We start from the raw sequence: 23,528 nt of genomic DNA, 5'->3' as shown, positions 1-23,528 counted from the left end.
ACGGGCCTGTCCCTTATGGGCGCAAGAGAAGCATTAAGCAGTAAAGGAAAAGTATGAAAAAAAAATATACAGTAAAACTGTTTCAATAGGCCATGAGAGATTCCTAATACTTTTCGCAATTCTTTAACTCTATTATTCATAGCCAATCTCCGATTTCTCTGACGAGTTCTGTAGACACATCATTACTTTCTTCTGGTTGCAAGTTGATATGTTTTATCATTTTGATTTTTTGAAACAACTTTGAAATAAGTCTGTGCTATCCTATGGTGGAAAGAGAACATCAAGTCTGATAAATTATGATGGAGGATGATTCCTGATATTAGGAGAATAAAGTGTGATTATGAATGAGAATAAGATATTGGTGGTAGAGGACGAGATGAACATTTCCCGTTTAATTGAAATAAACCTTACGGATGAAGGGTACTGCTGCGATTGCGTCTATGACGGGGAGGCTGCAGCAAGATACCTGGAGGAAAAAATTACGACCTGATTTTATTGGATATCATGCCGCCCAGGGTGAATGGGTATGAATTGATGGAATATATCAGGCCGATGGATATTCCTGACGGCCAAAGAAACAGTAGAGGATAAAGTCCGGGGACTGGAGATGGGGGCGGAAGATTATATGACGAAACCATTTGAATGTATGGAGCTGCTGGCCCGGGTCAGGACGGTTCTCCGCCGGAGACACAGGGATCCCGGAATACTCAAGCTATACGATTTGACAGTCAATATCGTTTCCAGAACCGTATTGAAACAGGAACAGCCAATTAAGCTGACAGAAAAGGAATACGATGGGGACGGCCGAACGGTGGATATCCATATCCAGCGCCTCAGAAGTAAGACCGGGTTAGGAAATCATATAGCAACTGTTTATAAAATTGGCTACAGATTAGAGGAGTGGGTATGAGTTTTTTTTGGAAAGTGAGCCTGGTAGTGGTTGCTGTAACCGTTATTACATTCAGCGCAGGGAGCTATCTTCTGATTGAATCATCCTTCGATTCACTTATGGGGGGAAAGGTAAATCAGGCGTTTCAGGAGAACCTAAACATTTAGGAGAAAATAGGCCGGCTGGTCATTGATTTTCCGCACAATGGACAGATTAGCGCAAAAGATTTGGGGAAGCTGTTATCTGATATCCATGTGGACGGGACTGTGCCGTTCCGGATTGGAAGGTTGGGGGATGGCCTGATTGGTCCGGCGGAAGGAGATGAGGAATGGGATTCTAAAGAAGACTGGCTGGCAGTAATGTTGGGGCAGGCCGTACATCCTGCGGGTGGGCAGGCTGCGAAGGACCGCAGAGTATCGTTAGGACCCCAAAAAGAAGCCTACCGGAAAATAGAAAATCCGGGCGGGGGAGCAGCTTATTCCTATAAAGAGTCAGAGGATGTCAGGGAAGATAAGAGAACACTCCGGAGTACGGTGGAAAAGGAGCAGATACCGGGACTGACTTCCGCACATCAGATAGTGATGCAGGACGGACAGTACCAGATTAAGACATTGAAACCCCTAAAAATAGAGGACAGTATCTATTATGTGGAGACAACAAAGGACGTAACGGATATTTTTAAATTCCGTGAGGGGCAGTTTCGGTTGTTCCGACAGATACTGACAGGACTGGTACTTCTGATTGCCGTGGTGGTCATGATGAGGTGGGAGAGCTTGCGGCGGACTTCAATCATATGGCGGACCAGCTGGAGACACAGATCCATCAGTTAAATGAAACCATGATACGCCAAACGGAATTTATGACCAGTTTTGCACATGAAACGAAAACCCCGCTAACCTCAATCATAGGATACGCCGACATGCTCCGTTCAAAAAAGATGACGGAGGAAAGAACCTATGAAGCCGCCGATACGATTGTCCAGGAGGGGAAGCGCCTGGAGGCCCTGGGATCAAAGCTGATGGAAATTGTTGTATTGGGAAAAACGGAGATATGTCTGCAGCCGGTTTCTGTTGGCGTATTAATGGAATCGATGAAACGCACGGTTCTTCCCGGTCTGGAGCATTCCCGTATCTCCTTGTCAATCCAAGCGGAGGAGTCCAAAATTGCGGCGGACTATGACCTTATAAAAACTGTTCTTCTCAATCTGATAGACAACAGCAGGATGGCTATGGAAGGCGGCGGGGGAATTTTCATCACTGGAGTCCGGCAGAAAGGAACATATTGCATCTGTGTGCGGGACACCGGAACTGGAATACCCGCAGGTGAACTGGAACGGATTACGGAAGCATTTTACATGGTGGATAAATCGCGGTCACGGGCCCATGGGGAGCCGGACTTGGACTGGCGCTTTGCGAGACCATCATGAGACTGCACCGTGGAAAAATGCGTATTGTCAGTGAAGAAAAGACCGGCACTTCCGTCATCTTAGAGCTTAAGAAGGCTGAAAATGAAACGGTGTAAATATGTTCTGTCAGTGGCCGGAGTGGCGGCTGTCATTCTGATCTGTATCTTTCTTCCTGCGAATCTGGCGGAACGGCGGGATTTGAAACAGGCAGGCCAGGTTATTCCTGTGGACGGGGAGGTGCTGGTATTTCAGAAAAACCAGCTGGATACGATTTCTAAGCTGAGTCTGGCAAAGGAGGCGGAAAAGAAAATAAGTAATGTCACGGTGCGGGCAGAAGAGCGGGTTTATCTCCCCACACAGAATCATTTACAGAACCGGAATACGGCAATCCAGGAAGAAGATATTATTGATGTCAGCATACGGGAACTGAATATATTAAAGGGGGCCGGAATCATTCCTGAACTGGAAATTGGGCAGTGGCCGTTAATGACGAATTATGTTTTATATACCTATATTGACACAGAAGATTCATCGGTATATGTGCTGGAGTGGAACGTGTTCTTATCCTATCCCGGTTTTTCGGTGAATTTAACACTGGAGGACGAAAGCAGTAAAATCTATGGTTTTATTGTTGACATGGGAAATGAGATGAAAAGCGGCGGTCCGGATATGTCCAGCCTCCCACAAAAATGGGCGGAGTATCTGGCTCTTGATCTGACAGAGAGTACAGAAGACCAGGATGATATTCTGGGAGAGTATTGTGAGAATGATACAGTGACATGGTTCCGCTTTGGGCAAAGCGCGCAGCCCAGGGCAGTCAGCATACAGCTGACGGAACCAATCATTGTTTATCAGAAATAAATGAAACCATGGTTGAAAAGAAGAAGACACATTATGACAGTAGCAGAAAGGAACGGTGGAAAATGAAAACATTTAGAGGAAAAGGCGGATTAATTTTAGTGCTGATTCTGGCAATTACAAATTCAGCGCCAGCTTTTGAGGCACAGGGAACAACGACTGCGGCGGATGGCAGTCCCCGGTATACCAAAACTGTTGATGTAAATGGAAACTGGGTATGGTCCTGGACAACAGAAAACGGGGAAGCGCGTTCTGTAACGGTATCACCGGGAAGTTATCCCGGTACAGGAGCTAAGTCTGGTGCTGACGATTTGGGGTTTGAGTTTCCAGGCCGCGGCTTTGCATATGAGGCCTGCCCGTCATTAGATGGAAACAATAATAAGAAGTCTGATGAGAAGATAAAAGATGATATTTATGAGGTTACCAAGTTACATATTACTGCCCAGACCGGAACTCTCTATCTGGAAGATGAGGCAAAATGGATTGAAGATCAGAAACTGGTTGCAGCAGAAAAGACAACACTGCCGGAAACAAAAAAGACGGAACTGCCGTATTCCCAAAACTGGAGTGGAATCCGTAATTTTCTGTTCCCCAACACATATTATGCGGAAGGTAGTTTTAGCACATCAGCTGCCGGCGCCCACCGCGTGAAAATTTATGCGGCAGACGGAGCATATGCGGCAACAATCGACGCAGTTCAAAGAGATGGGAAATATGTGACAGATATTTCTGTCGAGGGTAATGACTACTATGCGGTTATTTTTAATGGGATAGAGGGTTCGGCTTCAAATGCAGCCTATACAGTAAAATAGTTTTAAATAAAGAAGGATATCTGCCCAATACGCAATAGATTTGATTCTGCTGAGTCAAATCTACTGCGTATTTTGTAAAAAATGTGTAAATTGATAGAAATCTGTAGTACAATGCAAAAAAATGCGTTAATGTATTCATAGTGGATGGTTCCAATATACTGGAATCCTTGTGATACACCGACATAAGAATGATTGACAGAGGAAAAGCATTGATAACCGGGAGGAGACTGAAGATGATATTGCTTGTATTTGATACGAAAGAGGAGTGTGATAAATTTACAATTCTGTACAGAAAATATAGGAAGAACGCCTTTTGTATTTAATAAAGAAACCGGTGACCTCCGGCAATTAGAGACCGATATTGATTTTCATTGTCGGATATGTGCTTACGATGCAGAGGCAGACAGGATTATCATGGTCGGGACTTCCTATGCAGAGGCGGAATATTTAAGAGAAAAGTGGAATGGAGGCCAGGTGATGCAAAAAACTAATAATACATATTATCCGCCGGACACTTATATTTTTGAACTGATACAGAATGATAAATTAAATCTGCTTTTGAAATTAGAAGACTTTGAAATTAAAAATATTGGAGTAAAAGGAGCTGATGAAATAACGTACAGCGGGTATGCGTTAAAACATGCAAATATCCCCATGGAAAATTATTTATACAAAACAGGAAGCCAGCCACAAATTGCGGATTTATTTGGCGGCAGTTTCCCATTGACTATCTATGATGAGTATGTTTACGAATCTAAAGATACAATTTTGTTTATTGGAAGTGGGGAGGGTTATGCTCAGGGTATATACCGTTATTGTATTGCAAACGGAGAAATTGAATTAATATACGACGGCACAGATTTTCACAATGCATATGTTAATAATTTTATGTTGTTACGTTAGAGGGATAGATGGGAGCATGCAATGGATAAAAGAACAAAAGTGAAGCTGAGGATCGTTCTGATTGTTATTTTACTGGTAGGAATTATAGTAACCCCGGTGGTCTGTATTATCACCCATTGGGTAGAAAAAAATATAGTTACGGATATTGAGGATTATGAGACATATTTTGGTGTACAGGGAATCCATCGAACCCAAAATACTTCCAAGCTGAAGAAAACAAGTGAGTCATATCTGGTAATTGACAACATATTTCCGGAAAAATTGCCGGAATCGGCAAAAGTAGAAGATTTTTATTATGAGTATTATAATCCCTGGGATCCATGTTATCTCAGTTATCTGGTGTATCGCTGCGATGAAAATGACTATCAAGCAGAGACAGAGCGGCTAAAACAGATTCCGCGGCCAACGGATTATCTGATTTACGGTGCAACGGATTTTCCCTATCCGCTTCTAGCTGTGAATGCCAGCTATTACGGATATATCTATGCACTGGCAGATGAAGCGCAGCAGGAAATCGTATATGTAGAATTGACCTTTTGTAATCATTTTACAGATATTGATTATGAGAAAGTGATTCCTCAAAAATATCTGCCATTGGGATTTGATGCGAAGGAGGGGAATCCTACATGGGAGGAGAACAGGCTGGAGATTGACGCCACAAGCGGAGGGCAGGAAAACAATGTACAGGATGAATCAACAGAGGGCAGAGAGTATCATGACCAGGAGTCGGGGTTCAAAGACAGGTTTAACCAGGTTGATTTAAAAAATGTGAAAATCATTACAGAAAAAGAACTTCCAAAAGCATTGGAAGAAGATGGATTGTGCCTGAAACTGGGAGATATTCCAGAGGCCAATATCCATATATACGGATACATATATGATTCGGAATTCCAGGGGATATTGATTGATAAAAATGGAATTGTCAGCCGTTTCCCGGATATATGCTACATGTCACCCATACAGATTATGCCGCAGGTTGGCTGGGATGGGGAAAAAGAACTGTTATATTTATCCTGCCGAAGCAAGACAGGAACTTCATTGGATTCGGATGAACTCTATTGTTTTTGGTCAGATACGGGCGGGACAATGCAGGCGGAGTCTTTCACGGAAAAGGATTACTTAAATCAGATGGAGGGCCGGCTTCAAATTCATCAGTCAGAAGAAAAAAAACAGGTGGAAATTCTGGATTTGCAGGGCAATGTAATGGCCGTACAGGATATCTCCGGGATTGCCAATGAAACAATAAGCGGTCTGAATCTCAGCAATCTGTGTACATTTGATATTCATGGAGCACAGGTGAACTTAAAGGTGGAGCCGGGACTGACCGTGGCTGGCTGGATGTCCCCATGGTACAGTGATAATCCTGTAACAATGACGGCGCCTGTAATGGTTAAATCTGTGCAGGATAGCCTGGGAAAAAAAGTGAAGTTTGATATTGGTTTTCTGGAGGTTGGAACCTTTGAAACAGAATCAACTTCTATGCAGTTACCCGTGTCAGAAAGTGCAGAATGATCGGAGGAAAATTAGTATGAAGAAAATGATTACGGTATTGGCTCTTTTAATGGTGTGTAATTTAGGCACAGGATGCTCACAGAAGGCAGAGGTTGAAACAGAACCGGCTTCCATAACGGTCCCTTTGTCAGAGAGCTCCGAACCTCAGGCTGAAGACCCAGCCGGCAGTACCGGGACGGAGAAAGAAGAGATTATAAACAACCTGAAAAAGCAGGCGGAGGACGAGGCGGAACAGGATAGGCATTTTATTTTGGAAGCGCTTGGAGATGAGGGGGCGGATGGGCGCTGGAGCGAGGCGTGTGGTTTTATCCAGGAACAATATCCAGACTACTTTTCCAGCGATGAACTGTTTCAAAAAAGTATAAAGTATGGTCATTACCTCGTTTCCATTTACAAAGACTCTAAGGGAATTGATAATGGCGGAGGCCGCTACTATGAGATGGGGCGTCTTATCTCTGAGACAGCCCAGAACATTTATATGGGAAATGCCGATTTGACAGACAGTTCCGTTTCGGAGGCATTACAGAAGTTAGAAGAACAGCTCGTTTTTTTCTATGGACAATATTATGGGCTTGAATATAAGGCGAATCAGGTTAATACTCAGGTAAATGGCGATGAATTCAGCGAGGGGGATGTATATGTAATAGGAAATCCTATACTGTCCGACTGCCTGTTTTTAAAAGTCAATATTGATGATATCAAGAATATAGAGGATGATTTGAAGCAGAATAGCGGAGAAGAACTTATAAATGGCCATTTTATCTACTGGAAAGGGGAGGGGATCGACTATGTCACCCATTCTACAATGGAGGGCGATTTATACGCGATTATCCTTACAACGGATCAGTATCAGCTGGGATGTGGGCTTAAAATTGGAATGAAGGAAGATGAGATAGCTTCCCTCAAACTTCCATATACCGTCTGCAGTAAGGAGGATTATCCCAGAGATTCTCTTTTCCTGGAAGATCCCAGCAGTCCGTTTCAGACACAGGATTATGATATGATTTATCTTTACCAGTTTGGCGGGATACCAGAGGAGGCGGTTAAAGAAAATTCCATTATAACAGGGGGACGGATCAGTATAACAGCCCTTGTAAAAGATGGTATTGTAATAAGCTTGTTTACTAATATTCCAGTTGCCGGGTAAGGAGGCAGAGAAGAGTGTATACAAAAAACAAGATTGCAGGTTTATTATTGACGGCTATGGCAGCAGCTATTTTATTATCTGGCTGTGCATCGGAAAAGCCTATGGCAAACAGCAGAACTGAGATTGTGGAAACTTCGCAGGAGAAGACCCCGGCAGAGAGCAGCGCGCAGCCGGAGGAACAGAAAGTCACAGATAAGAACTTAAAATTAGAGGAACCCTATATCTTTGTTATTGACGGTGAGGATATGGATGGTTTCTGGGACAGCTATTTACCAGATGTCATCATACAAAACCAGTGGATTCATGCAGCTGACGCAGGATATAGAATTGCAGTTTTTGGGGCGCTGAAAGATGATCCGGAACAGGGGAGTGTCAATATCATTGATGTAAGTCCAGATAACACGATTACCAATTCCAGGCAGATATTGGCACCTTCTAAAGGTGGCAGCCTGTCTGTAATTGACGAAGAAGCTGCTAAAGAATTTAATATGGAAGCAGAAGATGAACACGGCACCGTGTATCTGTTTAATTATTATAACGGATTCACCGCATTTAAAGAAGGGAAGGACGGTGATTGGGAGTATCGGATAAAAGACGGCGATTCTTATGAGAAACTGATAGCGGCCGCAAGAGAATATATCGTAAAGCATAATGATAAAATACGTATGGATTACGATTTCAGCACTGCACTTATGTCAACTGGGACTTATGAGATATCGGGATATTTGATAGAAGATATCGATGGGAACGGAATAGACGAACTGATTTTTGGGGAGAACGGAAACAATCCGGATGATATGTGGGATGGTGTCGTCTATGAAATCTATACAACTTATAATGGAAAGCCTGTCCGTGTGTTAAAGGGATGGGAGCGGAACAGATATTTTCTCTGTGAAAATGGGATGCTTGCTAATGAGGGGTCCAGTGGCGCTGGTAATTCCAGTTACTCTTACTTTACCTATGAAGAATCAAAACTCCATCTGGTGGAAGCAGTTATATATGATGGGATGAGGGATGCGGACCATCCTTGGTTTTATTCCACAAAGTCTGAATATGATGCGGAGGACGCGGAACCCATAAGCGAAGAGAGGGCGATGGAAATCATGGACAAGTATGTCTATGAGCATCCGGTATTTATTCCGTTTGCAGAGGATAATTAGCGTAATCAATAAGAAAATTTGACAGGCTGAACCCAAAAGTAGTTTGGCCGGGAAAGGTGAGATTGTGAATTCATACAGACTTATGATTGTGGCAGGCGTTGTGCTTCTTACTGCCTGCCAGGCAAAACAGCCGCTGCCGGAGAGTATGTCGGCTGATGCAGAGACAGTCACTTCTGAAGCATTTACCCCGATGGAGGCAGATATTGTGGAAAGCACCACAGCCGATGAAACTGCACAGGAAGTCACCGGCAGCATTACGGCAGCTGCCGATACAGATGCAGCTACAGCAGAACACGGAGGAGATTATGAGGTAAAGGATGTTGCCGGCACGTGGCACATCAATGCCCAGAAGACAGAAGCGGCGAATGAAATGTCTCTTCTGGGGGAATTTGGAAGCGGAATTCATATGGGACATGAAATGGTCCTTTCTGAAAATGGTGATTTTTCTTACTATATATCAATCAACCAGGGCGGAGAAGGCACATGGAAATTAGAGGGAGACATGATTACGGCTGACTTTACCACATATGAACCGGATGTACAGGAAGAACAGCTGACTATGACCCCAGTAATTGGTGAAAATGGGGAACTCTTCATTAAAATGATATACATGGACGGATATATCCTGTTCTGGAATCAGCTGGAAGGGGAGACTGCGGCAGCCGGGGAGGAAACCAGTCCGACAGCCGGATAATTGTGAGAACGATAGGAATAGGTACGGTATATTTGATTATACATTTGGCAAAGAAGAATGTGGCAAATGAGGAAGGGAGACAACATAATGAAACAAAAAACAGCGGTAAAAACTCTATGCCTTGTGGCAGCATTATCTTTGCTGCCAGTCCTCTCCAGCTGTAGTACACAAGTTGGGACGAAAGACTTGATGGAGGATATATCGGCCGATTCTGTCACTACGCAAACGGACAACACCGTGGAAGATTCCAGAGCCATCACTGATTTTACAGTGAGGCTTTTCAAGCAAAGTGCTGTAGAAGGAGAAAGCATTTTGATTTCCCCGCTGTCTGTCCTGAATGCTCTCGGTATGACTGTAAATGGAGCCGGTGGTAATACGCTTATGCAGATGGAAGATACATTTGGCATGTCCATTAAAAATGTCAATACAACCCTTTTCGCATACAAAGACACTCTGCCGTCCAGCGAAAAATATAAACTGCATATAGCCAATTCCATTTGGTTTAAAGACAGCGAAGGTTTTACTGTGGAGCCACAATTTTTACAAACCAATGCTGATTATTATGGAGCAGATATCTTTAAGGCAGCTTTTGATGACAGTACATTAAAAGATATGAACGGCTGGGTTAATGATCATACAGATGGCATGATTGAGAAAATTGTGGATAAAATTTCTGCTGATTCGGTCATGTACCTTGTTAATGCAATTGCCTTTGATGCGGAGTGGCAGAACATTTATGAAAAAAATCAGGTGCGGGACGGTGTGTTTACGCTGGAAGACGGAACTACAAAAAATATAGAACTGATGTATTCAAAAGAATCCGATTATCTGGAAGATGAAAATGCCACTGGGTTTATTAAATACTACACAGACCGGAAGTATGCTTTTGCTGTATTGCTGCCCAATGAGGGAGTTTCAGTAGCGGACTATATCTCTTCTCTTACAGGAGATGGTCTGTTGGCTCTTCTCAGTACCCCAGAAGAGATTCAGGTCAATGCGGCCATTCCTAAATTTGGGAGCGAATATGACGCGGAAATGAGCGGTATCCTTACGGGGATGGGAATGATGGATGCATTTGACCCTGCCGCGGCAGATTTTTCCGGTATCGGTCATTCAGTGGATGGGAACATTTATATTTCCCGCGTGCTGCACAAGACTTATATTGCCGTGGATGAACAAGGAACGAAGGCTGGGGCTTCGACGGCTGTGGAAATGAAATCAGAAGGCAGCGCCATAGAGCCGAAGGATTATAAAACCGTATATCTCGACCGCCCCTTCCTTTATATGCTAATCGACTGCAATACGAATACCCCCATATTTATCGGTACCATGATGGATATAGAAAACTGACAGTGGTAAAAAGAATTTGGCACTAAACGGGGCAACTCCGTCCGGAATTTGAATCAGAGAATAAAACGCTGTCAGTGAAGAAAATGCACAGGCAGGCCCCATAAAATGGATAAAAGAAGGTAATAGGCTTCAAATGAAAAGCAGGCTGTTTTTTCTTTCAGCCTGCTTATTTTAAAGATATCTTTGTTTTATTGAATTCAATTATTCCGCTTTATTCTTTTAATCCCTATCAAAGATACCCCCAGCAGATAAACCACGCATATCACAAAGAAGATTGCGGCATTCTGTCCCAGCACATCCTCCGATTTGTTGGAATTCATACCTAAAAGCATCTGGGAATAGGGCCAGAGGATGCCTGCCTTGGTATTGGCGGCAATCATGCCTGTAACGCCGCCCACTAATCCGATAGCAATGGGGGTGGTAAAATTCCGTATTTCAGTGGCAGCCAGAAACTGCAGGGCTGCGATTACAAAGGCGCCAGCCAGTCCGCGGATCATCCAGAAACAGAGGGCGGCGGGCGGCAGGCCCGGCAGGCCGATGAGCTTCCCGGAGGCAATAAAGAGTAGGGCAAACCATATCTGGGTCATAGCAGAGATGGCGCATACCAGGAGGAACTTGGATAAGTAGATGGTGCGGTATGGAATCGGGCGGGCGAACAGGGTATTCCGGCAGCTGTTGAAATTCTCATATCTCCACAAAAATGCGCAGTATGCTCCGATTAAGGGAGCGAAGAAGAAGGTGGCATAGAATAAGGTCACCTGGGTCCAGTAGGAGTACCAGCCGGATTTCAAAATCTCCAGGTTGGACAGGTAATTCCCCGCCCCGAGTAAAATTGGTATGACGGGAATCAATAGAAAGGCCGGCCATATCAGGGTCCCCCTGCATTTCATGCGTTCGCATATGATTGCTTTTACGATCATCAGATTTTCCTCCTTATATGGTTTCGCGGACCGTTTCTAAAAAATGTTTCTGCCCATAGCGGTATAGGATGATAATTGCGCCAATCAAGACAGCCATCCAAAGAAATGGATACATATCCCAGTAATAGGTAGTATACCGTGTTGTCTCATCATAGTTATACCCGGCATTGCACAGTGACGCATAGTAGCCCCATGGAATCAGATATCGCAGCGGCCATCGGTTCAGGAACCAGGAAAACAGTCCGGTAAACGTGCCTCCGATACTGATAAAGACAGGCGTCAGTTGATTGGTAAACTTGAGAGAAAGGTTCAGCTGAAGGATAAAGATGCAGAGAGAGGTCAGTAATATCGTTGTAAAATATCCCGGCAGACGTGACAAGATACCCGCGCCATATGGCTGTGAAATGATCCAGAACAGAACCGTCTGCATCAGGGTGAACAGGAGGATATAAAAACTGCCTGCCATCACTTTTCCACGGTAGATATGCTCCGGTTTCTGCATGGTGCAGAGCCATTTGTAGGTATTCCCCATCTGTTCCATATCGCACATCCGGCTGGCCAGGGCCGCCATGACAATGGGACACAGAATCGTGTTCATCAGAAGAAGGTTGGTGAATACCATGGCGCTTACATCATTCAGACGGGAGACATCCAGGTCATCGATACACCAGTAGGTCCAGGCCGTGATGAGGACAAATACCATCAGGAACAGAAGCGGGATGTGGCGACGGCGCAGTTTGCGCATTTCCAGGGTAAATTCTGTCTTTTTACTCATAGTCCCGCCTCCTTTACCATGCCAAGATAGATATCCTCCAGGTTCTGCCGCTTTTCCTCCACCCGGTACAGTTCAATTCCGTGGTCCAGCAGGCTGCGGATGACCTGTGCCAGTATCCGGTCCGGAAGGAAGGGAAGGCGGATGCCGTCGGCGGTGAAATAACAGAAGCTGTCAGAGGAATTGGTATCCTTTTTTTCACAGAGCAGGCCGGAGAGCGTTTCATCTTCCCGCAGCAGGGAGGCGGCGCCTGTGTCATCCGAGGTGCGCAGGTAAATCTGGCTTGTGCTGCGTGCCTGGAGCATGGCAATCGCATCCTGGAATATCAGCTGTCCGCCTGATATGATGCCGATGTGATTGGCGGTCTGTTCCATTTCCGACAAAAGGTGGCTGGACACCATCACCGTCATTCCGAACTGTTTCGGGAGGCGCTTAATCAGCTCCCGCATCTCATGGATACCGGCCGGGTCCAGTCCATTGGTAGGTTCATCTAAAAGTACCAGTTTGGGAGCGCCTAAGAGGGCATTTGCCAGGCCAAGGCGCTGCTTCATACCCAGAGAGTAATGGGCGGTCCGTTTCTTTTTCTGCCCGTCCAGGCGCACGATGGACAGGACCCGGTCAATCTCCGTGTAAGGAAGCTCCCTCAACATACAGCTGATCTGAAGGTTCTCATAAGCGGTGAGATTGCCATAATAAGAAGGGTTCTCAATCAGGGAACCTACCTGTTTTAAGATGGAAATGCGGCTGCGGTCATTCAGCTCTGTTCCGCCAATGCGGATACTCCCGCCGTCCCGGCTGATTAATCCCAGGAGCATTTTCATGGTGGTGCTTTTGCCTGCGCCGTTGGGGCCTAGAAATCCATAAATGGCGCCCTCCGGAACGCGAAGATCCAGATGGTCCACGGCAGGAGTACCCCGGTAGGTCTTTGTAAGCTGGCTGGTTTCAATGATATATTGTGCCATTTTGTTATCCTCCTTGTCAGACAGGCGGCATTAAGGTGCAGAGCATCTTCCGTTTTCTTTGACGCCGCTTTCTATAGGATTTAGGATACCGGAACATCCTTATGTCTTCCTTACTCTAACCTTAAATTTACCTTAAATGATTGAAAAAGTGATTCCCAGTCACGGTAAATCGGCTATAATAAACCAAAAGGCAGGTGATTGGAATGAAGCTTACGGAAGCGCGCATTTTAGTGGTGGATGACAACCAGGAGCTATGTAGCCTGGTGGAAAATGTTTGTAGGCAGGAGGGTTTTTCCCATGTGGAGACATCCTTTTCCTGCCGGGAAGCAGAAGATAGGATAAAGGGCGGCAATGTGGACTTTCTGATTCTGGATGTCAATCTGCCGTTTGAGGACGGGTTTTCTTTCTTCCAGCGGATCAAGAGAGTGCTGGAAAATCAGCGGGTTCCGGTTCTGTTCTTATCCGCTCGGGATCAGGATGAGGACCGGCTCCAGGGACTTGATTTGGGAGCGGATGACTATATGACGAAACCATTTCTGCCAAGGGAACTTGTACTGCGCATCTCGGCTATCTTAAAACGGACCTACCGGCTGGAGGAGCAGTCAGAATGTTACCGTCTGGGCGACCGGGAGGTGGACCTGTCTGCAGGGGTGGTGAGGGTTCTGGACGGATCAGGAAGAACCATTTCACTGACGAATAAAGAATACCAGCTTCTGAAACTGTTTCTGGAAAACCGGGGAAGGATACTGACATTTGATGTCCTGTCGGAGTCGGTCTGGGGAGAGAATTATATTGATTATGAGAATACACTGATGGTACATATCCGCAAACTGCGGGAAAAGATAGAGGAGAAGCCATCGGAACCGGCGTTTTTAATTACGGTGAAAGGATTAGGGTATCGAATGAACAGATGAAAAGCCTGATGAGGATTTATTTTAATTATATTGTTACGGCACTGGTGATCATTTTTATGTTTGTTTTACTGCAGTTTGTATTGCTGGCCGTCATTACCTCAAAGCTATATGATAATGACAGCGGCGGAAAGAGGTATTCCATCGCCCGGGTATATGAGGCGGTAGATGAAGACGGGCAGGAGGCGGCCGCCTGCCTGCAGGAGATGGGCGCTTCCTTTGCCGTGCTTTTGGATAATGCGGGAACTCCGTTCTGGAGCTATCAGCTGCCGGAGCAGTTAAACCACACATACACAACCTCCCAGGTTGCCTCTTTTACACGCTGGTATCTGGATGATTATCCGGTTTATGTATGGGGCGGGGAGAAGGGACTTTTAGTGGTCGGCTATCCCAAAGGGAGCATATGGAATTATGCAGTCCATCAGGATATGAATCAGTTAAAGGGGATTTTTACATTCCTATCATTGAGCTTTATCACTACATTAGTAGCAGCGGTTCTGATTCTATTGGTATCTGGATTCCGCTATTACAGACGGATGCGGATGATCGCGGATTCAATTGGACAGCTGGCGTCAGGAGGGAGCGTCCATCTGGCGGAAACCGGGAACATGAAGGAGATTGCCTATACCATCAACCGGACCTCCGACCGTCTGACCGCGCAGCGGGAACAGCTTGAAAAACGGGATGAGGCGCGCACGGAGTGGATCAGCGGGGTATCCCATGATATACGCACCCCTCTGTCCTTGGTCATGGGATATGCGGATATGATAGAGCGCCAATCGGATACAGATCCAAAAATCCGGGAAAAGGCCGGCTTGATCCGTGCGCAGAGCATCCGCATCCGGAATCTGATTGAGGATTTGAACCTTGCATCCAAGCTGGAGTATCATGCACAGCCGCTGCGAAAGAGAAAGGTCTTCCTGGCAGCAATCCTGCGTAAGGTCGCTGCGGATTTACTGAACTCTTTGGAACAGGCGGAGCATTATCCGCTGTCCATCTGTATTGAGCCTGAATTTGAGACATTCCCGTTTGAAGCGGATGAACAGCTTCTGTTCCGCGCATTCCGGAATATTCTGGGAAATTCAGTCCGCCATAATGAAGATGGATGTACCCTGGGGGTGCGTGCCTGGCTGGAGGACGGCTGTCCTTGCGTAGTATTTTATGACAGCGGCCGGGGCATTCCATCGGTTATCTGCCGTTTTTTAAATGAGGGACAGATGCCTGACAGGGATGTACACCTGATGGGGCTGCGGATTGTGCGGCAGATTATCATGGCTCATGAGGGAAATATCTCTGTTAAAGAGGATGGACAGGAAATTGAGGTTAGGTTTCAACCAGTTATGAAAGCGTTGGAACAGTAGGAGGACAAAATATATGACGGAAATGATGATTTTTTTAATAACAGAGCGCGACGCTGTAGAATTAATTGGGATTCTTTCAAAATATTCTTTTGATATTGACATGGTACTTGGTAGATATGTGATTGATGCAAAATCAATTCTTGGCGTGCTGGGATTGGGGATTGGGAAACCTGCTGTTTGAAACAGAATAGTCAACAGATTTTTTCAATACTGGCATCCTGTACCTGCACGTAGATACTCCATTTTATCCTGTGATTCCAAACCAAACAAGTAAGGCGGCTCCAATAAGGCCTAACACGATTCCAATATGAATATAGGTTTTTTCCTCATACTTGTCATATTTATAAAATAGCATTGCCGCGCCGCCAAAAAACAGGGTGGACAGGCTGCCTTTCCACGCGGGATTCCCTTTTATAAGGCACATCACAGTTAATACTTGTGTTGCAGCTATTAAAAAATCTAAAGCATGGTATTTTGAACGGACATCAATTTGCTCGTCACGCTCATCTTTCAATGGACACTGTAAGTTCTTTTTCATATTGGCGGCTGCCTCCTTTAAGTATGTTTTTCATAATAGCAGTAAGTGAAAATCTCTGTAAACATGGAAATGGTATATGCAAATGCAAGTCCGACTCCCATACCGATAAATGTTTTTTCCCCGGATATTTTTGCCATAATAAGAAAAGCAAGCATGAGTCCGAAACAAATCCACTGTGTTAACCGAAAGGATTGACTTTTTGTCTTCAGTTCAATCAGCTGGTTACGCTCATCCATTTCTTCTAATTTATCTTCTTTTGACAGATTGCATGAAATGCTGCGTATGATCAATCCGCCCCCAATGAACATAATAGCCAGAATTAATATCATACCGCTTATATCAAAACCAGTATTCATGCAGGCTATTACATTCAACAGGCCTAAAACGATACAAACCAAACCAGAGCCAAATTTCTTTTTATTATAGATTTTCATATTGTTTATCCTCCAATTCCTTATTCTCTTTTAGACAGCATAATTCCTCAACAGTTACACCAAACACCTCAGCTATTCGATAGGCTAACATAAGAGAGGGGTTGTATTGCTCTTTCTCGATAGAGATAATGGTCCGTGAAGAAACGTGGACCAAATCGGCCAGCTGCTGTTGTGTCATTTTAACGGCTGTTCGTAGTTCTTTAACTTTTGTTTTCATAATTTCCCCTATTTTAGATATATGAAGTAAACTTCATATTAGCATATTCATTAATAAATGTCAACAAAATATGAAGTTTACTTCATGAAAAATAGGAAGGTACAAGCTTATTTTGACATATTCCTCTTATCGTAAAATAATCTAAATCTTAATAAAAAAATGAGTAATTAAAACATCAGATATCTGTTAATTGGGAGACCTGATGCCTTCATGTGGAATCCGGCGATTGTCAGGCAAAAAGGCAATATTGCATTGTTATTGTAAATAAAGTATAATCGCTATAGGATATAAAAGAAAAAGCACATAAGTGTACTTATATTGCAGGGGGTGGGGAAGTGGAGCAAAAAGCGGAATGGCCGGTGGAACGGATAGAATCAGAAAATTCTGAAAAGAAAACGTTTCACCCTTTGTCAACCCTTATTTTGGTCAACATTGTTTTAATTGTTATAGTGCTCTTATTTATTTTCAGATTTTACCATGCTTTAGAGAAACAGATCTATACGGAACGCACTGCTTATCTTGAGGAGATTACGGCCCAAATTGTGTCCAGTACGAACACGATTTCAAGTGAACAGTGGTATTTTTCGGATATCTTTGCCAACCACCTCCTTAATGAGAAAATTAAGGAGGTGGTAGATTTATCTGCATATATTGCACAGGAGCAGGCAGCATTTTCACAGTCGGGGCTTACGCTGTTGGTATTCAATCAGGATGGAAGATACTATGACGCGGAAGGAAATCAGGCTAAATGGGCTGGAAGCATTGCCATGATCAGTGATGAGGCTCCGGAAAATCAGGTTGAGATTACGACACTGCCAACCTCTGAGAAGAGCGATGACGAGATGGTTTTTATGAAGAGGATGCCCCAATCAGTTTCATTAGAGGATGGTATTGTTCTGACTCATGTTGCGGTTGTGCGGAATATGAGCCTGTTCAGCGAGACCTTTCGCGTCCCTTCTTTCAACGGGAAGGGAGAAAGCTATATCATCAGCAATAAAGGGACAGGCGTCTACCGGGGGCAGGGGGCCAGCGAGCTGATTGGAAATATATATAACATACTTAAGCCTTTGGAATCCGTAAAATTTAAGTATGGAGGTTCCTATGAGGGGCTGCGGGAGGCTGTTTCTGCAGAAAAAACCTGTAGTTTGGAATTTTCCGCTCCTGATGGCCGGGAATGGTATGTGACCTGTTCGCCAATCGGGAGGAATAACTGGTCCCTGCTGAGCCTTGTTCCGGCAGAGGGTATCAACGTAAAGATGCAGCAGTTCATGAATATGGTATTGTTAGGAGCGGGCATCATTGCATTCATCATCATTGTGGCAGTCACGCTGACTATATTTCTGACCATATATTATCGCACCGGACAGCGGATCATGCGGCAGCAGGCACGGGCCAATGCGGCATTGCGGGAGGCTGCCCAGGCGGCGGCAGAGGCTGCCCAGGCAGCAGAAGAGGCCAATCGTGCAAAATCGGTGTTCCTCTCCCATATGTCACATGACATCCGTACCCCGATTAATGGTATCATGGGGATGACTGATATAGCCCTGCGGAATATGGGGAATCAGTCGAGAGTCACGGATTGCCTGGGCAAAATTTCCATAGCCTCCCGTCATCTGCTTGGCCTGATCAATGATGTCCTGGACATAAGCCGCATTGAGAGCGGCAAAGTGGAAATTGAAAACGCTCCCTTCTGCTTAGACGATCTGTTAGATGGCTGTTACAGCGTTGTTGCGGGACAGGCGGCGGAAAAGAAGCTTGTTCTGTATAAGGACTTTTCCGGAGTTACCTGTCATTATCTGTTGGGTGATGAACTGCACCTGAGGCAGATATTGATTAATATTCTGGGAAATGCCATTAAGTTTACGCCAGAAGAAGGCAAGGTTGAATTTTTAGCAGAGGACAGAACCATCAGTTCTGGCGAGAGTGAACTTACCGTGATTATCCGTGATAACGGAATCGGAATGAGTGAAGAATTCCAAAAGAAGATATTTGAACCTTTTTCCCAGGCTGCAGGAGTGGCACGGAGCAAGTATAACGGTACAGGCTTAGGCATGTCGATTGTCAAACAGCTGGTAGACCTGATGGGCGGGGAAATTAATCTGCAGAGCGCCATTGGTAAAGGGAGCACCTTTATAGTCCGGTTGCGTCTGCCCATAGAGGAAGCCCCTGTCCAGATAAACCCTTCTGATGGCGAGGCGGATAATCTGTCCGGTCTGCATGTACTGCTGGCAGAGGATAATGAACTGAATATGGAGATTGCATGTTATATCCTGGAGGAATGTGGAATGCAGGTTACCCCGGCATTCAATGGTCAGGAGGCATTGGACCAGTTCGTACAGCAGGAAGCGGGGAGCTTCGATATTATTCTCATGGATGTCATGATGCCGGTTATGGATGGCGTGGAGGCGGCCCGTGCCATCCGTTCCAGTGGGAAGTCGGATGCTAAGGAGATTCTCATCGTGGCCATGACTGCCAATGCATATGCGGAAGACGGGAAGATAACGATGGCCGCCGGCATGGACAGGCATCTGGCAAAGCCCATTGAACGGGATGAATTAATCCGGACATTGAGTGAATTAGTTTATGAGAAAAACAGGGGAAAGAATGGCAAAGAAAATGAAAAAAAATAAAATCCGGTTAACTGTATTGGCGGTGGCAGCAGGTCTGTCCGCTTTATTGTTGGGAGGATGCGGGAAGGTATCTCCGGATACGGATCAAAAAGAGCATGAGCCAATCACGCTACTGACATCGGCAATGAACTACCAGGAATTTGAGCAGGCCCTTAAGGAAGAGTATCCGGAGATTAATCTGGAATTTGTCAGTTATACATCTGGAAATGGCACTGGTTATTCCCAGTATCTTCTGGAGCATGGGGAGCCGACGGATATCTTTCCTATGAGTGTTTTCGGCATGCGCGAAGAACAGAAAAAATATCTGCTGGATTTATCCGGCTATGAATTTTTAAGTAATTACAGAACCGCTGACATCAACCAGGTATCCTTGGATGGGGCCGTATATCTGGTGCCTATTGCCAGAAGTGTGATTGGACTCTATTATAATAAGACCCTGTTTGAGGAAAACGGCTGGGAAAAACCACAGAGCTTTGAGGAACTGAAGGAGCTGACACGGAAAATCAAGGCATCGGGTCTGGATCCGGTATCGGCGCAGTTTGAACTGCCCGGAAACGGCTTTTTTGACCTGTTTACATTTGCAAAGACCGGTTTTCTCTCCACCCCGGACGGCATTCAGTGGGAGCAGGATTTTAAGGAAGGGAAAGCCACGGCAGAGGAGGGACTGGCAGATGCGGCAGGGCTTCTTCAGGAACTGATTGACTGTGGTTTTCTGGACGAAGAGGATACGAAACGCAATTACGAGGAGGCAAGAGACCGGTTTCGTACACGGAAGTCCGCCATGTATCTGAATGCCGGTACTATCGTTCGGTTCACACAGAATGAGGACGGCAGCGGGGATCAATACGGCATCATGCCTTTTTATGGCCACGGGGAGGATGATTCCGTGCTGATTACGCTTCCTTTGCGTTATTTCGGTCTGTCCCGGACATTGTCCGAACCGGGCAATGAACAGAAGCTGGAAGATGCACTGAACATTATGTCTTTTTTATCCACGGAGGAGGGGATGTCTACGCTGGCAACAATGGAAGACAACTATGTATCCCCATTGAAAAATACCACTATTTCGGAAAATTCCCCGTTCTATGAGGTGCATGATGTCCTGCAGAACGGACATACCTCCACACTGGCTTACGCGGGATACGAGCCTGTCATTGTCGGCGTAGGGGAAAAGGTGCAGGACTGGGTAGCGGGCAAATGTAACGGCACCGATGTGCTGGCGCTTATGGACCAGCTTCAGAGTGACTATCTTGAGAATCAAGGAATTCCTGCAATAGCCACAGCCAGCCAGGACTTCACGCAGGAGGAAACAGCACAGCTTCAAGCGGATGCCTTCCGCAAGGCGGCTGGGACGGATATTGGTCTGGTTTCCCTGGGCGGTTATCATAATGGCGTAGAGAATCGATCAGGTGTCTGCGGACGGATCTTCCAGGGGAATATTTCACATGATATAGTCCCCGGGCTTGTTCCAGCCAACTATAACGAGCCTGTCTGCATTCTCACACTTTCTGGCAAAGAGATTAAAAAAATGCTGGAAATAGGGTATGCTGCCGGGGAAGGCGAAGAAGGGTTTCCATATATTCCCGCCGGTATTACAGTTATCAAGGACAAAGATGGTTCGGTAAGGGAGATTATATTTGAGGATGGCTCCGCTTTTGAAGATACAGCCTATTATACTGTGGCCGTGGATGAAGGCGACTATTCTGACCAGATAGGTGAACTGGGGAAGGTACAGATTACGGAGTTAGTTACAGTTGAGGTAGTGCGGGATTATTTCATAGCAAATTCCCCGCTGGCGCCACTGGAACATTCACTGAAATAGGCCAATAATCCACCAATTGGATCTGAACGAATCTTGAAGTGGGGCTTGTGCCAAAATGGCGGTTATTGAACAGGGCGGCGGAGAAGATGTATTAAATGAAATGAGGAAGCAGATGCCGGAATTAATGAAAGACAGATATTATAATCATAAATCAATCCATGAATTGGCTTTACGCATTAAGGCGGTATATCATTCGTTTCAGGATAGTGATTTTGTAAGCAGCATTATGGACGAAACATGGGATGGCCTGGCACTGAAAGGCCGTATGCGGCAGATTACCATTAATCTGGGAAGATATCTGCCAAATGATTATGAACAGGCGCTTGCCATCCTTGATCAGGTTGTTGCGGGCTATCCCGCAGGGTTTAATGACAATGCTTTAATTTACTTCCCGGATTTTGTTGAAGTTTATGGGCAGGATGAGCGCTATTGGAATTTGTCAATTGTTGCATTAGAGAAGTATACCCAATACTCAACCGCTGAGTTTGCCGTGAGGCCGTTTATTATAAACCATGAAGAGCGTATGATGGCACAGATGTCCGTATGGGCCGGGAATGACAATGAGTATGTCCGGCGGCTTGCCAGTGAGGGCTGCCGGCCTGCATTACCATGGGGGCCGGCATTGACCAGATTTAAAAGGGACCCATCATTGGTTCTTGGTATTTTGAATCAGCTGAAAGCAGACCCATCGCTGTATGTCCGTAAAAGCGTGGCTAATAACCTAAACGATATTTCAAAAACACATCCTGACCTTGTTGTAGAAACTGCAATGGATTGGTATGGTAAAAATGAGTACACAGATTGGATCCTAAAACATGGATGCAGGACACTTCTAAAAAAGGGCAATAAGGCTGTATTGGATCTCTTTGGGGTTGCAGATGCCAGTTGTGTGGAGGTTTATGACTTCGCGTTGGGAGCTGCATCCATTTCCATTGGGGAGAATATGATTTTTTCCTTTAAAATCAGGGCGAAAAAAGCATCTAAGGTACGGATGGAGTATAGCATTCATTATGTGAAAGCGAATGGTGGTCAAAACCGAAAAATATTCCAGATATCCGATACATCATTCATGGAAAATCAAGAAAAGACATATATAAAAACTCATTCCTTTGCAGATTTAAGTTCAAGAAAGCATTATCCCGGAATCCATTCCATTACACTTATTGTCAATGGCACTGAGCAGGGGAAACTGGATTTTGAGGTACTGCCTGCCATTTGAATTTTGCGGATGTGAAAAAAATCTTAACGATGAAACTTTTTCCCCTGTTCCTGCGTCTAAAGATTATACGTAATAAAAATAAGAAGCGGAAAGAGGAATAAAGACAATGAAAATCACAAAAAGAAATGCAGCAGTTATGATGTGCACCCTTGTAATGGTGAGTGTGATACCTGCCACCCCTGTTTATGCAAAGGGCAACCAGACCTATGGAGTCGAAGCGCGTTCAAAAAGCTCAGATACCCAGAAAATGAGAAATGCGGCGGAAGAGGTACAGAAAGCGTATGATAAGCTGGATTTAGAGAAGCTGTCGAAATTATGCAATTATCCGGTGTCTATTTCCTATGCGGATGGAAGTCTGGCTGAAGTGAAGGATAAATCCGAGTTTTTAGCCCTTGGCAGCGGAACTTTCTTTACAGAAGGGATGTTGGATGCGATAGCCTCCACGAATGTGGCCAAACTGACTGGCAACAGTGAGACTGGAGTGCAGATGGGTGGGGACTGCGGCCTTGCGCTGTTTAAATTCAAGGGGAAATGGAAAATCAATAATTTCTATCTGGATGCAGGCGCAAACACAGATACACAGGCAGTGAATATCAGCAATCTGGCAGAAATGGGAGAGCAGATTCAGAAAACATGTTCCTATGGGAATCTGGATACACTTGCCAGAATGTGCAATTACCCTATGACCGTTTCCTTTGCGGATGGCACGAATAAGGATATCAGTACGCAGCAGCAGTTGATAAACCTTGGGGAGAAGAACGTTTTTACAGAAAAGTTATTAAAAGCGATTGATCAGGTAGATGTATCAAAGCTCCAGGAAGTAGGGGAGGCAGGAGTTATGATGGGCGGTGACTCGGGTATAAACCTGAGAAAGGTAAATGGTTATTGGAAGATTAATCAGATTTATCAGTAAATCAAAAAAGAGCAGCTTTTGTGTGCCTGATTCTCCTTTTATATACCCTGCTTTAACCCATCGTCTGTTGGAACTGGGAAAGGGTCAGGGGGGGTCCAG

27 protein-coding genes are annotated in these 23,528 nt (G+C 45.1%); 21 read left to right on the top strand and 6 right to left on the bottom strand.

Going from position 1 to position 23,528, the window contains the following annotated elements; translation table 11 throughout:
- The first annotated feature begins 334 nt into the window (after window positions 1-334).
- The 14 genes from LK536_RS33455 (at window position 335) to LK536_RS33390 (ending at window position 10,730) form a co-directional block, all read left to right on the top strand.
- Entirely contained in the window at window positions 335-490 is a 156-nt protein-coding gene (locus tag LK536_RS33455; protein WP_331472095.1) for a response regulator transcription factor, read from the top strand.
- A 135-nt stretch (window positions 491-625) separates the two neighbouring features.
- Window positions 626-910 carry a winged helix-turn-helix domain-containing protein gene (locus LK536_RS33450; protein WP_331472094.1) on the top strand — a complete coding sequence of 95 codons (285 nt, stop codon included), beginning with the start codon at window positions 626-628 and terminating at the stop codon, window positions 908-910.
- The gene (locus LK536_RS33445) at window positions 907-1,056 is read left to right on the top strand and encodes a hypothetical protein (RefSeq protein WP_227795145.1); all 150 of its coding nucleotides are present in this window, start codon (window positions 907-909) and stop codon (window positions 1,054-1,056) included. The genes LK536_RS33450 and LK536_RS33445 overlap by 4 nt, the downstream gene beginning before the upstream one ends.
- Before the next feature lie 60 nt (window positions 1,057-1,116).
- On the top strand, window positions 1,117-1,719 hold the full coding sequence (locus tag LK536_RS33440) for a hypothetical protein (RefSeq protein WP_227795144.1): 603 nt from the start codon (window positions 1,117-1,119) through the stop codon (window positions 1,717-1,719).
- Window positions 1,653-2,315, top strand: a complete 663-nt coding sequence (locus LK536_RS33435; protein WP_420315208.1) for a sensor histidine kinase — start codon at window positions 1,653-1,655, stop codon at window positions 2,313-2,315. Before LK536_RS33440 ends, LK536_RS33435 begins: the two co-directional genes overlap by 67 nt.
- On the top strand, window positions 2,312-2,410 hold the full coding sequence (locus LK536_RS33430) for a hypothetical protein (protein WP_420315207.1): 99 nt from the start codon (window positions 2,312-2,314) through the stop codon (window positions 2,408-2,410). The genes LK536_RS33435 and LK536_RS33430 overlap by 4 nt, the downstream gene beginning before the upstream one ends.
- Window positions 2,397-3,155, top strand: a complete 759-nt coding sequence (locus LK536_RS33425; RefSeq protein WP_227795143.1) for a hypothetical protein — start codon at window positions 2,397-2,399, stop codon at window positions 3,153-3,155. The genes LK536_RS33430 and LK536_RS33425 overlap by 14 nt, the downstream gene beginning before the upstream one ends.
- 8 nt (window positions 3,156-3,163) lie before the next feature.
- Window positions 3,164-3,964, top strand: a complete 801-nt coding sequence (locus LK536_RS33420) for a hypothetical protein (RefSeq protein WP_506092072.1) — start codon at window positions 3,164-3,166, stop codon at window positions 3,962-3,964.
- A 267-nt stretch (window positions 3,965-4,231) separates the two neighbouring features.
- On the top strand, window positions 4,232-4,867 hold the full coding sequence (locus LK536_RS33415) for a hypothetical protein (RefSeq protein ID WP_227795141.1): 636 nt from the start codon (window positions 4,232-4,234) through the stop codon (window positions 4,865-4,867).
- Window positions 4,868-4,888: 21 nt separating this feature from the next.
- A complete protein-coding gene (locus LK536_RS33410) occupies window positions 4,889-6,379 on the top strand; it encodes a hypothetical protein (protein ID WP_227795140.1) in 1,491 nt (496 codons plus the stop codon).
- Window positions 6,380-6,395: 16 nt separating this feature from the next.
- Window positions 6,396-7,526 carry a hypothetical protein gene (locus tag LK536_RS33405; RefSeq protein WP_227795139.1) on the top strand — a complete coding sequence of 377 codons (1,131 nt, stop codon included), beginning with the start codon at window positions 6,396-6,398 and terminating at the stop codon, window positions 7,524-7,526.
- A 14-nt stretch (window positions 7,527-7,540) separates the two neighbouring features.
- Complete coding sequence (locus LK536_RS33400) at window positions 7,541-8,686, top strand: hypothetical protein (RefSeq protein ID WP_227795138.1); 1,146 nt, start codon at window positions 7,541-7,543, stop codon at window positions 8,684-8,686.
- Between the two features lie 64 nt (window positions 8,687-8,750).
- Complete coding sequence (locus tag LK536_RS33395) at window positions 8,751-9,380, top strand: hypothetical protein (RefSeq protein ID WP_227795137.1); 630 nt, start codon at window positions 8,751-8,753, stop codon at window positions 9,378-9,380.
- Between the two features lie 87 nt (window positions 9,381-9,467).
- On the top strand, window positions 9,468-10,730 hold the full coding sequence (locus LK536_RS33390) for a serpin family protein (protein ID WP_227795136.1): 1,263 nt from the start codon (window positions 9,468-9,470) through the stop codon (window positions 10,728-10,730).
- Between the two features lie 197 nt (window positions 10,731-10,927).
- On the opposite strand, the gene LK536_RS33385 is transcribed toward LK536_RS33390, so the two are convergent.
- From LK536_RS33385 to LK536_RS33375, 3 genes are read right to left on the bottom strand one after another with little or no spacing between them, the layout of a single operon-like run.
- Window positions 10,928-11,650, bottom strand: a complete 723-nt coding sequence (locus tag LK536_RS33385; protein ID WP_227795135.1) for an ABC transporter permease — start codon at window positions 11,648-11,650, stop codon at window positions 10,928-10,930.
- Between the two features lie 13 nt (window positions 11,651-11,663).
- Window positions 11,664-12,425: an ABC transporter permease gene (locus LK536_RS33380; RefSeq protein ID WP_227795134.1), complete on the bottom strand. Its 762-nt coding sequence runs from the start codon at window positions 12,423-12,425 to the stop codon at window positions 11,664-11,666.
- Complete coding sequence (locus tag LK536_RS33375; RefSeq protein ID WP_227795133.1) at window positions 12,422-13,384, bottom strand: ABC transporter ATP-binding protein; 963 nt, start codon at window positions 13,382-13,384, stop codon at window positions 12,422-12,424. The genes LK536_RS33380 and LK536_RS33375 overlap by 4 nt, the downstream gene beginning before the upstream one ends.
- Before the next feature lie 203 nt (window positions 13,385-13,587).
- Here LK536_RS33375 and LK536_RS33370 point away from each other — a divergent pair, with 203 nt between their 5' ends.
- From LK536_RS33370 to LK536_RS33360, 3 genes are read left to right on the top strand one after another with little or no spacing between them, the layout of a single operon-like run.
- Window positions 13,588-14,298 (top strand): response regulator transcription factor, encoded by a 711-nt coding sequence (locus tag LK536_RS33370; protein WP_227795132.1) that lies wholly within the window; start codon window positions 13,588-13,590, stop codon window positions 14,296-14,298.
- A gap of 56 nt (window positions 14,299-14,354) precedes the next feature.
- Window positions 14,355-15,656, top strand: coding sequence for a histidine kinase dimerization/phospho-acceptor domain-containing protein (locus tag LK536_RS33365; protein WP_227795131.1), 1,302 nt, complete (start codon window positions 14,355-14,357; stop codon window positions 15,654-15,656).
- A 13-nt stretch (window positions 15,657-15,669) separates the two neighbouring features.
- Window positions 15,670-15,837, top strand: coding sequence for an HPr family phosphocarrier protein (locus LK536_RS33360; protein ID WP_227795130.1), 168 nt, complete (start codon window positions 15,670-15,672; stop codon window positions 15,835-15,837).
- A 63-nt stretch (window positions 15,838-15,900) separates the two neighbouring features.
- Here the strand turns inward: LK536_RS33360 and LK536_RS33355 are convergent, their stop codons facing one another.
- From LK536_RS33355 to LK536_RS33345, 3 genes are read right to left on the bottom strand one after another with little or no spacing between them, the layout of a single operon-like run.
- A complete protein-coding gene (locus LK536_RS33355) occupies window positions 15,901-16,194 on the bottom strand; it encodes a DUF6442 family protein (protein ID WP_227795129.1) in 294 nt (97 codons plus the stop codon).
- A 17-nt stretch (window positions 16,195-16,211) separates the two neighbouring features.
- Complete coding sequence (locus LK536_RS33350; protein ID WP_227795128.1) at window positions 16,212-16,628, bottom strand: DUF2178 domain-containing protein; 417 nt, start codon at window positions 16,626-16,628, stop codon at window positions 16,212-16,214.
- The gene (locus LK536_RS33345; RefSeq protein ID WP_227795127.1) at window positions 16,615-16,845 is read right to left on the bottom strand and encodes a helix-turn-helix transcriptional regulator; all 231 of its coding nucleotides are present in this window, start codon (window positions 16,843-16,845) and stop codon (window positions 16,615-16,617) included. The genes LK536_RS33350 and LK536_RS33345 overlap by 14 nt, the downstream gene beginning before the upstream one ends.
- A 542-nt stretch (window positions 16,846-17,387) precedes the next feature.
- Between LK536_RS33345 and LK536_RS33340 the strand changes: the two genes are divergently transcribed.
- From LK536_RS33340 to LK536_RS33325, 4 genes are all read left to right on the top strand, one after another.
- Window positions 17,388-19,475 carry an ATP-binding protein gene (locus LK536_RS33340; protein WP_227795126.1) on the top strand — a complete coding sequence of 696 codons (2,088 nt, stop codon included), beginning with the start codon at window positions 17,388-17,390 and terminating at the stop codon, window positions 19,473-19,475.
- Complete coding sequence (locus LK536_RS33335; protein ID WP_227795125.1) at window positions 19,450-21,297, top strand: extracellular solute-binding protein; 1,848 nt, start codon at window positions 19,450-19,452, stop codon at window positions 21,295-21,297. The genes LK536_RS33340 and LK536_RS33335 overlap by 26 nt, the downstream gene beginning before the upstream one ends.
- Before the next feature lie 55 nt (window positions 21,298-21,352).
- On the top strand, window positions 21,353-22,516 hold the full coding sequence (locus LK536_RS33330) for a DNA alkylation repair protein (protein WP_331472093.1): 1,164 nt from the start codon (window positions 21,353-21,355) through the stop codon (window positions 22,514-22,516).
- Between the two features lie 106 nt (window positions 22,517-22,622).
- Entirely contained in the window at window positions 22,623-23,429 is an 807-nt protein-coding gene (locus LK536_RS33325; protein ID WP_227795124.1) for a hypothetical protein, read from the top strand.
- Window positions 23,430-23,528: the final 99 nt, after the last annotated feature.

Source organism: Clostridium pacaense, from assembly GCF_020709765.2.
GTDB classification, from domain to species: domain Bacteria; phylum Bacillota; class Clostridia; order Lachnospirales; family Lachnospiraceae; genus Enterocloster; species Enterocloster hominis.
This window is presented reverse-complemented; position numbering and strand designations above follow the sequence as displayed.

Bases quoted from the DNA above. Each gene is read 5' to 3' on its own strand.
- LK536_RS33430 (WP_420315207.1), top strand. From the start codon at position 2,312: ATGAGACTGCACCGTGGAAAAATGCGTATTGTCAGTGAAGAAAAGACC.
- LK536_RS33425 (WP_227795143.1), top strand. From the start codon at position 2,397: ATGAAACGGTGTAAATATGTTCTGTCAGTGGCCGGAGTGGCGGCTGTC.
- LK536_RS33355 (WP_227795129.1), bottom strand. From the start codon at position 16,194: ATGAAAAAGAACTTACAGTGTCCATTGAAAGATGAGCGTGACGAGCAA.
- LK536_RS33410 (WP_227795140.1), top strand. From the start codon at position 4,889: ATGGATAAAAGAACAAAAGTGAAGCTGAGGATCGTTCTGATTGTTATT.
- LK536_RS33380 (WP_227795134.1), bottom strand. From the start codon at position 12,425: ATGAGTAAAAAGACAGAATTTACCCTGGAAATGCGCAAACTGCGCCGT.
- LK536_RS33325 (WP_227795124.1), top strand. From the start codon at position 22,623: ATGAAAATCACAAAAAGAAATGCAGCAGTTATGATGTGCACCCTTGTA.
- LK536_RS33375 (WP_227795133.1), bottom strand. From the start codon at position 13,384: ATGGCACAATATATCATTGAAACCAGCCAGCTTACAAAGACCTACCGG.
- LK536_RS33420 (WP_506092072.1), top strand. From the start codon at position 3,164: ATGGTTGAAAAGAAGAAGACACATTATGACAGTAGCAGAAAGGAACGG.
- LK536_RS33370 (WP_227795132.1), top strand. From the start codon at position 13,588: ATGAAGCTTACGGAAGCGCGCATTTTAGTGGTGGATGACAACCAGGAG.
- LK536_RS33330 (WP_331472093.1), top strand. From the start codon at position 21,353: ATGGCGGTTATTGAACAGGGCGGCGGAGAAGATGTATTAAATGAAATG.
- LK536_RS33445 (WP_227795145.1), top strand. From the start codon at position 907: ATGAGTTTTTTTTGGAAAGTGAGCCTGGTAGTGGTTGCTGTAACCGTT.
- LK536_RS33390 (WP_227795136.1), top strand. From the start codon at position 9,468: ATGAAACAAAAAACAGCGGTAAAAACTCTATGCCTTGTGGCAGCATTA.
- LK536_RS33345 (WP_227795127.1), bottom strand. From the start codon at position 16,845: ATGAAAACAAAAGTTAAAGAACTACGAACAGCCGTTAAAATGACACAA.
- LK536_RS33405 (WP_227795139.1), top strand. From the start codon at position 6,396: ATGAAGAAAATGATTACGGTATTGGCTCTTTTAATGGTGTGTAATTTA.
- LK536_RS33350 (WP_227795128.1), bottom strand. From the start codon at position 16,628: ATGAAAATCTATAATAAAAAGAAATTTGGCTCTGGTTTGGTTTGTATC.
- LK536_RS33450 (WP_331472094.1), top strand. From the start codon at position 626: ATGACGAAACCATTTGAATGTATGGAGCTGCTGGCCCGGGTCAGGACG.
- LK536_RS33360 (WP_227795130.1), top strand. From the start codon at position 15,670: ATGACGGAAATGATGATTTTTTTAATAACAGAGCGCGACGCTGTAGAA.
- LK536_RS33385 (WP_227795135.1), bottom strand. From the start codon at position 11,650: ATGATCGTAAAAGCAATCATATGCGAACGCATGAAATGCAGGGGGACC.
- LK536_RS33335 (WP_227795125.1), top strand. From the start codon at position 19,450: ATGGCAAAGAAAATGAAAAAAAATAAAATCCGGTTAACTGTATTGGCG.
- LK536_RS33365 (WP_227795131.1), top strand. From the start codon at position 14,355: ATGTTTGTTTTACTGCAGTTTGTATTGCTGGCCGTCATTACCTCAAAG.